We start from the raw sequence: 11,763 nt of genomic DNA on the forward strand, positions 1-11,763 counted from the left end.
GACATGGCGCTCAACGAGGCCGCTGCAGGGCTCAACGTCGCGGTGGTCGGCGCGACCGGACAGGTCGGCGCCGTCATGCGCAGGCTGCTCGACGAGCGCGACTTCCCGGTCGCGACGATCCGCTACTTCGCCTCGGCGCGCTCGGCCGGTCGCACGCTGCCCTGGCGCGGCACGGAGGTCGTCGTCGAGGACGTCGAGACCGCCGACCTGTCCGGCATCGACGTCGCGCTGTTCTCGGCCGGTGGCGGCACGAGCAAGGTGCACGCACCGCGGTTCGCCGCCGCCGGTGCGCTGGTGGTGGACAACTCCTCGGCCTGGCGCCTGGACCCCGACGTGCCGCTGATCGTGTCCGAGGTGAACCCGGGCGCGCTCGCCGACGCCCGCAAGGGCATCGTCGCGAACCCCAACTGCACGACCATGGCCGCCATGCCCGTGCTCAAGGTGCTGCACGACGAGGCCGGCCTGCGCCGGCTGACCGTGACCACGTTCCAGGCGGTCTCCGGCTCGGGTCTGGCCGGGGCCACCGAGCTCGACTCGCAGGTGCGTGCCGCCGTCGAGCAGGACACGCTCGCGCTCGTGCACGACGGCGCCGCGGTGACCTTCCCGGAGCCGGTCAAGTACGTCGCCCCGATCGCCTTCGACGTGATCCCGCTGGCCGGCTCGATCGTCGAGGACGGCTCGCACGAGACGGACGAGGAGCAGAAGCTGCGCAACGAGTCGCGGAAGATCCTCGACATCCCGCAGCTTCTGGTCGCGGGCACCTGCGTGCGCGTGCCGGTCTTCACCGGTCACTCGCTGTCGATCAACGTCGAGTTCGACCGGCCGCTGTCGGTCGAGCGGGCCACCGAGCTGCTGGCCGACGCCCCCGGCGTGCAGCTGGAGGACGTGCCCACCCCGCTCAAGGCCGCGGGCATCGACCCCTCGCTCGTCGGTCGCATCCGGCAGGACCAGTCGATCGCGGACGGTCGTGGGCTGGCGCTGTTCGTCAGCAACGACAACCTGCGCAAGGGTGCCGCGCTCAACGCGGTGCAGATCGCCGAGCTCGTGGTGGCCGACCGCCTGCGCGGGGGCGTGCCCGCCTGACGGCGGGTTCGCCCGGCGGTCAGCCTCGGGGGTCGATCGGGTAGTTCTGGTCGAAGACGTTCTCGGGGTCGACCGCACGCTTGAGCGCGCGCAGCCGGGCCAGGGTCCGTGGCGGGTACGCCTCGAGCAGCCGCTGCGGTCGCGGGTCGGTCTCGAAGGCCAGGTAGAGCCCGTCCATGTGCGGGTGGGCGAGCCGGTCCCACTCGGTGTCCAGCCCTGCGCGGTCGGGCAGCCCGCCGAACGCGGCGACCGAGAACAGCTGGTGGCGGTGCGCGTAGGCCGTGGCGTCGGGTGCGACGTCGTTGACGGCGCCGCCGACCGCGCGGACCTGCAGCATCGTGGCGACGCCGCTGCCGAGCAGCGTGCCGAGGTCGGCGGCGGCGATCGCGCTCATCCGGGGGAGCAGCCCGGACCGGCTGGCGGGCGGCGCGGCGCCGTCCTGGTGCTCCTCGACGGGTCCGACGACGCCGGCGAACGGGGTGACCTGCGCGCGGTGGTCGAGCAGGGGGCCCGCGCCGAGCAGCGGTTCGAACGCCGCGACGGCGGCCTGCGTGTCGTCCCCGGCCCACACGGTGGTGGTCTGCGCCACGGGTCCGCGGCCGCGGTGCCCGGTCGACAGGTGCAGCAGGCTGCTGACCTCGCGCGGTGACTCCTCGACGAACCGGCCCCACCGTGCGATCAGGCCGGTGGTCTCGGTCGCGTCGAAGACCATGGTGGCCAGGACCACGTCGGGCAGCTCGACGGCCTGCATCTCGACCCAGGTGACGATGCCGAGGTTGCCGCCTGCGCCGCGCAGGCCCCAGAACAGCTCGGGCTCGTGCGTCGCGTCGACCTGGTGGACGCTCCCGTCGGCGAGCACGACCTCGGCGGCGACGACCTGGTCGATCGTGAGCCCGTGCGCGCGGGCCAGCAGGCCGATGCCTCCTGCCGTCGCGAGCCCGCCGACGCCCACGCCGCCGTGGTCGACGGCGGCGACCGACCAGCCGCGGGGTGCGAGGGCGGCGGACACCTGGCCCCAGGTGGCGCCCGCGCCGATTCGGACGCGACGCGTGGTCTCGTCGACGACGTCGACGCGTGCGAGCCCGCGGACGTCGAGGACGACGCCGCCGTCGTTGGTCGACCGGCCGGAGATGCCGTGGCCGGCCGAGCGCACGGCCAGGGGCCCGCGCTGGCTGCGGGCGTAGCCGAGCGCGGCCACGACGCCGTCGACGTCGCGGGGGAGCAGCACGATCCCCGGCGTGCCGCGCCGCATGTACGTGGAGCGCAGCCCGCCGTAGCGGCGGTCGCCGGGTTCGACGACGTCGAGTCCGGGCGGGACCGCGTCGTAGTCGATGCCCTCGGTGCGACGGGCGAGGGCGGCGTCGGTGCGGGGTCCGCCCTCGGTGGTGCCCGCGGTCGCACGGGCGGCGGCGACCTGGTCCCGCACCGCGGGGACGACCTGCTCGGCGAAGGTGCGCAGGTCGTGCGGGTCGTCGGTGCCGAGCACGAACGTGCCGATGCCGTCCTCGAGCGCGAGCCGGACGAGCTCGTCGACCCACTGCTGCACGGGACCGACGAGAGCACCGTCCTCGGACACGACGGTGAACCGCCCGCCGATGTTGAGCAGCCGTCGGATCGCGCGCGGGTCGCGGCCGGCCTCGCGGGCGGCGGCGTCGATCGCCTCGTTGCCGCGCGCGAGGTCGCCGGGCTGGAGGCGCCCGAGCGAGGGCAGCCAGCCGTCCGCCTGGCGGCCGACGAGCCGGAGCATGCGCGGCTTGTAGGCGCCGACCCAGATGCCGATGTCGTGCGCGGGTGCGGGTCCGCGCTTGGCGCCGTGCACGTGGTGGTGCTCGCCGCCGGCGCGCAGCGGCGAACGCTCGCTCGTGTCCCACAGGCCGCGGATGACGTCGATGGCCTGGCTGAGGGCGTCCACGGCCTGCCCGGGGGTGAGCCGGGTGCCGCCCATGGCCTCGATCGCGTCCCAGAAGGCGCCGGCACCGAGGCCGAGCTCGGCGCGCCCGCCGGAGAGCAGGTCGAGGCTGGCGACGGACCGCGCGAGCACGGCCGGGGGGCGCAGGGGCAGGTTGATCACGTCGGCGGCCAGGTGCACGCGCGTGGTGCGGGCGGCGGCCCAGGTCAGCAGCGTCCAGGTGTCGAGGAACGCCGGCTGGTACGGGTGGTCCTGGAACGTGACGAGGTCGAGGCCGACCTCCTCGGAGAGCACCGCGAGCGCGACGGCGGCGTGCGGGTCGGCGCTCTGCGGGGTGAGGAAGGTGCCGAACGCGAGCTCGTGGCCGTAGTCCGCCATGCGTGCCGCCTCTCGTGACGTCGTCTGCACGACCGACTCTATGCACCGGTTCGGTCTCGTCGGCCTCTTGCGCGAGACACGGCTCTGTGGTTCATTAGTCGAGTAATGAACCACCGAACCTGAGAGGAGGGCGGCATGTTCGACGGCCGCGACCCCCTCTACCTGCAGATCGCCGACCAGATCCGCGAGGACGTCCTGCGCGGCACGCTCGGTGCCGAGGAGCAGGTCATGTCCACCACCCAGTACGCGACGACGTTCCGCATCAACCCGGCGACCGCGGCCAAGGCGTTCGCCGAGCTCGTCGACGAGGGCGTGCTCTACAAGCGCCGCGGCATCGGCATGTTCGTCGCCCCCGGCGCCCGCGAGAACCTGCTCGCCGCCCGCCGCGAGGCGTTCCTCACGCAGGTCGTCGACCCCGTGCTCGACCAGGCCCGCGTGCTCGGCATCGACGTCGAGGACGTCGTCGCCCACCTGCGGGCCCACGCGGCCGGCACCCCGACCCCGGCAGGAGAACCGTCATGACCGGATCCACCCTGACCGTCCGCGGGCTCACCGTGCGGTACGGCAGCACCACCGCGCTGCAGGACGTCGACCTCGACGTGCGCGCCGGCACCCTCACCGGGCTGCTCGGCCGCAACGGCTCGGGCAAGACCACGCTGCTGTCCGTCGCCGCCGCGTTCCGCCGACCCACCGCCGGGCAGGTGCTCGTCGACGGCGAGGACCCGTGGGAGAACGAACGGATCGCCCCGCACGTGCACCTCGTGCGCGAGTCCGGCGACGTGCTCGTCGCCGAGCGGCTGAGCGCCACGCTGCGCATGGTCGCCGACGCCCGCCCCGACTTCTCGCACGAGCTCGCCGGCACCCTGCTCGACACGTTCGAGCTCGACGTGCGCACCCGCCCCGACAAGCTGTCCCGCGGCAAGCGGTCGGCGTTCGGCATCGTGCTCGGGCTGGCCAGCCGCGCCCGGCTCACGCTTCTCGACGAGGTGCACCTGGGGCTCGACGCGCCCTCCCGGTACGCCTTCTACGACGCGCTCGTCGCCGACTACGTCGAGCACCCGCGGACCATCGTGCTCTCCAGCCACCTCATCGCCGAGATCGACCGACTGCTCGAGGACGTCGTCGTGCTGGACCGTGGCCGGCTGCTGCTCGCCGAGGACGCCGAGACGCTGCGCGGCCACGGGCTCTCGGTGACGGGTCCCGCGGACGCCGTCGAACGGTTCGTCGCCGGGCGCACCGTGCTCGGCCGGCAACGGCTCGGCGGTACCGCGCAGGCGACGCTGCTCGGACCGCCCGACGAGGCCGAGGCCGAGCAGGCACGTGACGCGGGTCTGGAGCTCGGACCGGTGCCCCTGCAGGACCTGTTCGTGCACCTGACGGCCGATGGCGCCCCGGCGTTCACGGGTGCCGCCCGCCGCACCGCGCACGACGCCCCGCCGCCGGCACGACCTGACGGCGACCGGCCGGACCCGCGACCCACCGACGCGCTGCCGGCCGGCACGCGCGCCACGAGCGACCAGGAGGCGTGACCATGACCGCGCTCACCGCACCGACCGTGCGCCCCGCCCACGCCCCCGGCCCGGCCTCCCGCACCGCCCGTCGGCTGGTCCGCGTGCAGCTGTCCGTCGGCGTGTGGTTCTGGGCGATCGTCCTCGTGGTCGTCGTCGTGCTGGGGGTCGTCCTGCACCGGTACGCGCAGCCGCAGGTCTCGATCCTCGCGCAGGCCCGGCAGGCCGGGATCTGGTTCCCGTTCTCGATGCACGTGGTCCTCGCGACCGGCTACCTCGGCCCGCACCTGGCCGCCGGCATGACCCGCCGCTCGTACGTGCGCGGCGCCGTCGGCTGCGCGGTCGTGGTCGCCGCCCTCTACGCCGCGCTGATGACCGCCGGGCTCCTGGCCGAGCGCCTCTGGTACGAGGCCAACGGGTGGACGTGGGCGCTGCAGGTGGTCGCGCTCGAGTCCAGCGGGCCGCGGGTCGACCTGATCTTCCTCGACCACGCGCTGATGTTCCTGGTCGCGAACCTCAGCGGGCTGCTGGTGGGTGCGGTCTACCTGGCGTACCGCGGCTGGTGGGGAACGTTGCTGCTTCCCGTCACGGTCGGACCGGTCCTGCTCACGGGCGGGCTGCTCGCGGACGACCTGCTGCCGGGCGTCGCCGGGAGCGTCGGCGGCACGGCGGGTGTCGTGGTGCTGGTCCTGCTGATCGCGGTGTCAGTGGCCCTGGCGTTCTCCTGGGTGGCCCGCCGCACCGCCGTGTCACGGTCCGCAGGCTGAGCTGCCGCCCGTCCCTTCCGAGGAGGTCGTCCATGAGCAGCCCGGTCATCGAGGTCACCAGCCTGCACAAGCGGTACGGGAGCACGGTCGCGGTCGACGACGTCAGCCTCGAGGTCCACGAGGGCGAGATCTTCGGGATCCTCGGCCGCAACGGCGCGGGCAAGACGACCACGGTCGAGATCGTCGGCGGCCTGCGCCGGCAGGACCGGGGCACGGTGCGGGTGCTCGGCCTGGACCCGCAGCACGACGCCGGGCTGCTGCGCCAGCAGGTCGGCCTGCAGCTGCAGGAGTCGGCGCTGCCGCCCCGGCTGCGTGCCCGCGAGGCGCTCGAGCTGTACGCGTCGTTCTACGAGCACCCCGCCGACCCGGCCGCGCTGCTCGACGACCTCGGCCTGGCCGACCGCGCGGAGATCGCGTTCGACAAGCTGTCCGGCGGGCAGAAGCAGCGGCTGTCGGTCGCGCTCGCGCTGGTCGGCAACCCGAGCGTCGCGATCCTCGACGAGCTGACCACGGGCCTGGACCCGCACGCGCGCCGGGAGACGTGGGGGCTCATCGAACGCATCCGCGCCCGCGGCGTCACGATCGTGCTGGTCACGCACCTGATGGAGGAGGCCGAGCGGCTGTGCGACCGGCTGGCCCTGATCGACGAGGGTCGCGTCGTGGTCACCGGCACGCCCGACGAGGTCGTCGCCCGCGCGTCGGGCGGCCAGGTCCTCCGGTTCCGGCCCTCGTCGCCGCTGGACCCCGCGGTGGTGCGGCTCCTCGGCGCGCTGCCGACCGTGTCGTCGGTCGGGGAGCCGGCACCGGTCGCCGTACCGGTCGCCGCACCGCACGGCGAGGGCTCGGTCGAGGTGCACGGGTCGGGGACCGTCGTGCAGGACGTGCTCGTCGCGCTCGACCGCGCGGGTGTGCGAGCGCTCGACGTGCGGCTCGAACGCGCCTCGCTGGAGGACGCCTTCGTGACCCTCACCGGTGACCCCACCCCGAAGGAGGCCCGCTGATGCCCGCCCGTCCGACCTCCGCGCTGCGGCGTCTGACGCTCACCGAGGGACGCCTGTTCCTGCGCGACCCGTCGGCGCTGTTCTTCGCGCTGCTGTTCCCGGCACTGCTGCTGACCGTGCTCGGCCTCGTGATGCCGTGGGCCGACCTGCCGTTCGACGAGACCGACCCGGAGCTGGCGGGCGTCACGTGGATCACGGGCTTCACCCCGATCATGCTGGTGCTGGCGATCGCGACGGTCTCGTTCACCACGTTCCCGACCCTGGTGGCCACGTACCGGCAGCGCGGCGTGCTGCGCCGCATGTCGACGACACCGGTGCCCCCGTGGAAGCTGCTCGTCGCGCAGGTCCTGGTGAACCTGGCGGCGCTGCTCGTCGCGTGCCTGTTCGCGCTCGCGCTCGCGGTCGGCGTGCTCGACGTCGGGCTGCCCGCGCAGCCGGCCACGTTCGTGCTCGCGTTCGTGCTGACGGTCCTGGGCACGTTCGCGATCGGGGCCGTGATCGCGGCGGTCGCCCCGACGACGAGCGCGGCGACCGGGTTCGGCATGACGGCCTACTTCGTCTCGCTGCTGCTCGGAGGCGTGTGGGTGCCGTTGCAGGTCATGCCGGAGGGGTTGCGACGGGTGGCCGAGCTGACGCCCGTCGGCGCGGGTTCGCAGGCGATGACGGCGGCCTGGCTCGCCCAGCCGTTCCCGACCTCCTCGATGGTGGTCATGGCGGTGTGGGCGCTCGTCGGCATCCCGCTCGCGGCGCGCCTGTTCCGCTGGACCTGACCTCGTCGAACGTCACGGCGTGCGTGCAGCCCCGCGCGGGGGCACGGCCGCCCGGGGGCCACGCGACGTGGACGCGCTCCCATGACGTGCCTCGCCGAATCGTTTCACGGCATGGACGACCCGTTGCCGGCCCGTCGAAGGTGGCCCCGTCCGGTCCTCGTCCACAGCCCTCGCACAGGTGCGGGGGCCTCGGCGGGTCGGACGGTCGCACATCCCGCCACCGCCGGCGTCGCCGGTGGCCGGACCCGCGACGGCGCGCACGTCGAAGGCGACCGCGTCGTCCGGGCCGGGCAGCAGAAAGGTCCGCCCATGTCCGTATCCACCCGACGACGGTCGGCCTGGGTGGCGCTCGCCGCCCTGGGCACATCGTCGATCCTCGCCGTGGCAGGGCTCACGCCCGCCGTGGCTGCCGCGAGGTCCGGCTCGCCCGGCGCCACCAGCGCGCTCGCCGCCGACGTCCCTGCCGCCCTGCCCGCCGCTCTCCCCGCGGGCGCGCCCGCCGCGGTCGTCGGTGTCGACGGCGAGTACACCCAGCGCTTCCTGACCATGTACAACAAGATCAAGGACCCCGCCAACGGGTACTTCAGCGCGCAGGGCATCCCGTACCACTCGGTCGAGACCCTCATCGTCGAGGCGCCCGACTACGGCCACGAGACCACGTCCGAGGCGTACAGCTACTGGGTGTGGCTCGAGGCCCTCTACGGGCAGGTCACGGGCGACTGGGCTCCCCTCAACCACGCCTGGGCCACGCTCGAGGCGTACATGATCCCGACCTCGGCCGACCAGCCGACGAACTCCTTCTACAACGCGAACAGCCCGGCCACCTACGCCGCCGAGTACAACCACCCGAGCAGCTACCCCTCGCAGCTCAACTCCGGGGTGTCCTCCGGTCAGGACCCGATCGCCGGCGAGCTGAAGACCACGTACGGCACGTCCGACATCTACGGCATGCACTGGCTCGCCGACGTCGACAACGTCTACGGCTTCGGTGCCACCCCGGGCGCGGGCTGCGAGCTCGGCCCCACCGCGACCGGGACGTCGTACATCAACACGTTCCAGCGCGGGCCGCAGGAGTCGGTCTGGGAGACCGTCCCCCAGCCGTCCTGCGAGGAGTTCACGTACGGCGGCAAGAACGGGTTCCTCGACCTGTTCACCGGTGACTCCTCCTACGCCAAGCAGTGGAAGTACACCAACGCGCCGGACGCCGACGCCCGCGCCGTCGAGGCCGTGTACTGGGCCAAGAAGTGGGCCGCCGAGCAGGGGAAGTCCGCCGACGTCGCCGCCACCGTCGCCAAGGCCACGAAGATGGGCGACTATCTGCGCTACTCGCTGTTCGACAAGTACTTCAAGACCATCGGCTGCACCTCGCCGTCCTGCGCCGCGGGCACCGGCAAGACCAGCGCGCACTACCTGCTGTCCTGGTACTACGCCTGGGGTGGCGCGACCGACACGAGCGCCGGCTGGGCGTGGCGCATCGGCTCGTCGCACGCGCACTTCGGCTACCAGAACCCGCTCGCGGCCTGGGTGCTGTCGACCGACGCCGACATGACGCCGAAGTCGGCCACCGCCAAGACCGACTGGGCGACCTCCCTCGAGCGTCAGCTCGAGTTCTACCGCTGGCTGCAGGCGCCCGAGGGCGGCATCGCGGGCGGTGCGACGAACAGCTGGGACGGCGCCTACGCGACACCTCCGGCCGGCACGCCCACGTTCTACGGCATGGCCTACACGGTCGCCCCGGTCTACAACGACCCGCCGTCGAACCAGTGGTTCGGCATGCAGGCGTGGGGCATGGAGCGCGTCGCCGAGCTCTACTACGCCTCCGGCAACGCGCAGGCCAAGGCCGTCCTCGACAAGTGGGTGCCCTGGGTCCTCGCGAACACCACGGTCACCTCGACGTCCTGGCAGATCCCCTCGGAGCTGACCTGGACCGGTAAGCCCGACACGTGGAACAAGACGAACCCCGGCGCCAACGCGGGCCTGTCGGTCTCCGTGAAGAGCTACGGCCAGGACGTCGGCGTCGCCGGCGACCTGTCCCGCACGCTGCTGTTCTACGCCGCCAAGTCCGGTGATACCGCCGCCCAGGCCAAGGCCAAGGGGCTGCTCGACGCCATCTGGGCGCAAAACCAGGACCCGCTCGGCGTCTCCGCCGACGAGACCCGCACGGACTACCAGCGCTTCGACGACACCTACGTCGCGGGCGGCAACGGCGTCTACATCCCCGCCGCCTGGACCGGCACCATGCCCAACGGCGACGTCATCAAGCCGGGCGTGAGCTTCCAGGACATCCGCTCGTTCTACAAGAACGACCCGGCCTACGCGAAGGTGCAGACCTACCTCAACGGCGGAGCCGCGCCCACGTTCCGGTACCACCGGTTCTGGGCGCAGACGGCCATCGCCGGTGCCATGGCCGACTACGACCGCCTCTTCGGCACGTCGACCCCGGACACGACCGCACCGACCGCCCCCACCGGGCTCACGGCCGGCACGATCACCTCGACGACCGTCCCGCTCACCTGGACGGCCTCGACCGACGACAAGGCCGTCACCGGCTACGACGTCTACCGCAACGGCACCCTCGCCGGCTCGACCACGACGACCTCGTACACCGCCACCGGGCTGACCCCGTCGACGGCCTACCAGTTCACCGTGCGGGCCAAGGACGCGGCCGGCAACGTGTCCGCCTCGTCGGCCGCGCTGTCCGTCACCACGACGGCGACCCCGGTCGACACCACGGCACCCTCCGTCCCGACCGGCCTCGCCACGACGAGCGTCACCCAGACGTCCGTCGGGCTCACCTGGGTCGCGTCGACCGACGCAGGCTCGGGCGTGGCCGGCTACCAGGTGTACCGCGGCGGCACGCTCGTCGGTTCGCCGACCGGCACCACGTTCACCGACACCGGCCTGACCGCCGCGACCGCGTACTCCTACACGGTCAAGGCCACGGACGTCGCCGGCAACGTGTCCGCCGCCTCGGCACCCCTCGCCGTCACCACGGCGCCCGTCACCCCGACGGGCACGTGCACCGTCAGATACACGACGAACGACTGGAGCACCGGCTTCACCGGCTCGGTGCGCATCACCAACACGGGCACCAGCGCCATCACCGGCTGGGCGCTCCGGTTCTCCTTCACCGGCGGCCAGCAGGTCCAGCAGGGCTGGAGCGCGAGCTGGTCGCAGACCGGCACCGCCGTGACGGCGACGAACCTGGGGTGGAACGGCACGCTCGCCCCCGGCGCCAGCACGGACGTCGGCTTCAACGGGTCGCACACCGGCTCGAACCCGAAGCCGACGGCCTTCACCCTCAACGGCAGCCCCTGCACGATCGGCTGACGTGACAGGACGCGGGCCGTGCGATCAGCGTCGCACGGCCCGCGTCGCGCGCGTGCGATCGGATCTCCCCGCCTGAACACCCGCGACGGACGCAACCGGGCTGCTATGCATGGCTCGTTGTGCACAGGGGCCAGGAGGAGCGCGTGACCAGAGGCAGAGATCGGCTCGCCCGACACGGCAGGCGGGCTCTCGTCGTCGCCGCGATCCTCACGCTGACGAGCTGCGCGGGCCTGCGGGCCGAGGACGCGGACGGACCGAGCCGCGGCGACCCGGTGGTGGTTGCGCCGACGAGAACGGCCCCGGCTGCTGGTGACCCCGCCGCCGGGGCCGTCGATGCGTCCTCGCAACCGGTCGATGAGGCGGCGGTCAAGGCCCGGATCCAGGAGGGCCTACCCGAGGACGCGCTCCCGGACGGCTTCCGCCGCGTCGAGCAGTACGAGAACGAGGACGTGCAGCCCTTCCTGATGCTCGCGACGGCACAGTACGAGGCCTATCGGGCAGACCCCGCGGCTGACAGGGGTCCCGTCGTGGTCGTGCGCGTGGTGTCGGTGACGCCTGCGGATCGAGCGCTCGAGCCGGCCACGCCGGGTCCCGAGGTGACGGCGGAACCACGTGACGACATCGCACCGGGGGCCGTGCTCTACCACCTCGATGGGCAGGCGATGCCGTCGATCACCGTGCCCGCCGCAACCGCGGACATCATCATCGCGGGCACCGACATCGACACCGACGTGCTCGTCGCGATAGCCAAGGCCGTCATTCGATGACGCGCTCGGGTCGCGCGTGGAGGGATGGTCGTCGAGGGTGACCTCCGGCCACCTCTGACCCTACGAACCATGGCGGCTCGAACCCGGTGCGAAGAAGGGCCCCCGACCGCGTCTCCGCAGGTCAGGGGCCCTTCTTGCTGTGTCGGGGTGGCGGGATTCGAACCCACGACCTCTTCGTCCCGAACGAAGCGCGCTACCAAGCTGCGCCACACCCCGTGGAGCCTGCTCAGGATACCCGACGTGAGACCCA

General features: G+C 72.9%; 9 protein-coding genes and 1 tRNA gene. 8 read left to right on the forward strand and 2 right to left on the reverse strand.

Features of this window, described 5'->3' with window-relative positions; translation table 11 throughout:
• Positions 1–3 precede the first annotated feature (3 nt).
• Positions 4–1,083, forward strand: a complete 1,080-nt coding sequence (locus tag BKA22_RS09870; RefSeq protein WP_146954505.1) for an aspartate-semialdehyde dehydrogenase — start codon at positions 4–6, stop codon at positions 1,081–1,083.
• 19 nt (positions 1,084–1,102) lie between these two features.
• Here BKA22_RS09870 and BKA22_RS09875 read toward each other — a convergent pair whose 3' ends face one another.
• On the reverse strand, positions 1,103–3,370 hold the full coding sequence (locus BKA22_RS09875) for an LLM class flavin-dependent oxidoreductase (RefSeq protein ID WP_146954506.1): 2,268 nt from the start codon (positions 3,368–3,370) through the stop codon (positions 1,103–1,105).
• A 135-nt stretch (positions 3,371–3,505) separates the two neighbouring features.
• Here BKA22_RS09875 and BKA22_RS09880 point away from each other — a divergent pair, with 135 nt between their 5' ends.
• From BKA22_RS09880 to BKA22_RS09910, 7 genes are all read left to right on the forward strand, one after another.
• A complete protein-coding gene (locus BKA22_RS09880) occupies positions 3,506–3,892 on the forward strand; it encodes a GntR family transcriptional regulator (protein WP_146954507.1) in 387 nt (128 codons plus the stop codon).
• The gene (locus tag BKA22_RS09885; protein ID WP_146954508.1) at positions 3,889–4,899 is read left to right on the forward strand and encodes an ATP-binding cassette domain-containing protein; all 1,011 of its coding nucleotides are present in this window, start codon (positions 3,889–3,891) and stop codon (positions 4,897–4,899) included. The genes BKA22_RS09880 and BKA22_RS09885 overlap by 4 nt, the downstream gene beginning before the upstream one ends.
• Before the next feature lie 2 nt (positions 4,900–4,901).
• A complete protein-coding gene (locus BKA22_RS09890; RefSeq protein ID WP_146954509.1) occupies positions 4,902–5,645 on the forward strand; it encodes a hypothetical protein in 744 nt (247 codons plus the stop codon).
• A 32-nt stretch (positions 5,646–5,677) separates the two neighbouring features.
• A complete protein-coding gene (locus tag BKA22_RS09895; RefSeq protein ID WP_146954510.1) occupies positions 5,678–6,646 on the forward strand; it encodes an ABC transporter ATP-binding protein in 969 nt (322 codons plus the stop codon).
• A complete protein-coding gene (locus BKA22_RS09900; RefSeq protein ID WP_146954511.1) occupies positions 6,646–7,416 on the forward strand; it encodes an ABC transporter permease in 771 nt (256 codons plus the stop codon). Before BKA22_RS09895 ends, BKA22_RS09900 begins: the two co-directional genes overlap by 1 nt.
• A gap of 309 nt (positions 7,417–7,725) precedes the next feature.
• Entirely contained in the window at positions 7,726–10,746 is a 3,021-nt protein-coding gene (gene cbhB / locus BKA22_RS09905; RefSeq protein WP_146954512.1) for an exoglucanase CbhB, read from the forward strand.
• 143 nt (positions 10,747–10,889) lie between these two features.
• Positions 10,890–11,513: a hypothetical protein gene (locus tag BKA22_RS09910; protein ID WP_146954513.1), complete on the forward strand. Its 624-nt coding sequence runs from the start codon at positions 10,890–10,892 to the stop codon at positions 11,511–11,513.
• 142 nt (positions 11,514–11,655) lie between these two features.
• Here BKA22_RS09910 and BKA22_RS09915 read toward each other — a convergent pair.
• Positions 11,656–11,729: transfer RNA gene (locus tag BKA22_RS09915), tRNA-Pro, on the reverse strand.
• Positions 11,730–11,763: the final 34 nt, after the last annotated feature.

It is taken from the genome of Cellulomonas soli (genome assembly GCF_013409305.1).
GTDB classification, from domain to species: Bacteria; Actinomycetota; Actinomycetes; order Actinomycetales; family Cellulomonadaceae; genus Cellulomonas; species Cellulomonas soli.

Bases quoted from the DNA above. Each gene is read 5' to 3' on its own strand.
- BKA22_RS09895 (WP_146954510.1), top strand. From the start codon at position 5,678: ATGAGCAGCCCGGTCATCGAGGTCACCAGCCTGCACAAGCGGTACGGG.
- BKA22_RS09885 (WP_146954508.1), top strand. From the start codon at position 3,889: ATGACCGGATCCACCCTGACCGTCCGCGGGCTCACCGTGCGGTACGGC.
- BKA22_RS09900 (WP_146954511.1), top strand. From the start codon at position 6,646: ATGCCCGCCCGTCCGACCTCCGCGCTGCGGCGTCTGACGCTCACCGAG.
- BKA22_RS09880 (WP_146954507.1), top strand. From the start codon at position 3,506: ATGTTCGACGGCCGCGACCCCCTCTACCTGCAGATCGCCGACCAGATC.
- BKA22_RS09890 (WP_146954509.1), top strand. From the start codon at position 4,902: ATGACCGCGCTCACCGCACCGACCGTGCGCCCCGCCCACGCCCCCGGC.
- BKA22_RS09870 (WP_146954505.1), top strand. From the start codon at position 4: ATGGCGCTCAACGAGGCCGCTGCAGGGCTCAACGTCGCGGTGGTCGGC.
- BKA22_RS09875 (WP_146954506.1), bottom strand. From the start codon at position 3,370: ATGGCGGACTACGGCCACGAGCTCGCGTTCGGCACCTTCCTCACCCCG.
- cbhB (WP_146954512.1), top strand. From the start codon at position 7,726: ATGTCCGTATCCACCCGACGACGGTCGGCCTGGGTGGCGCTCGCCGCC.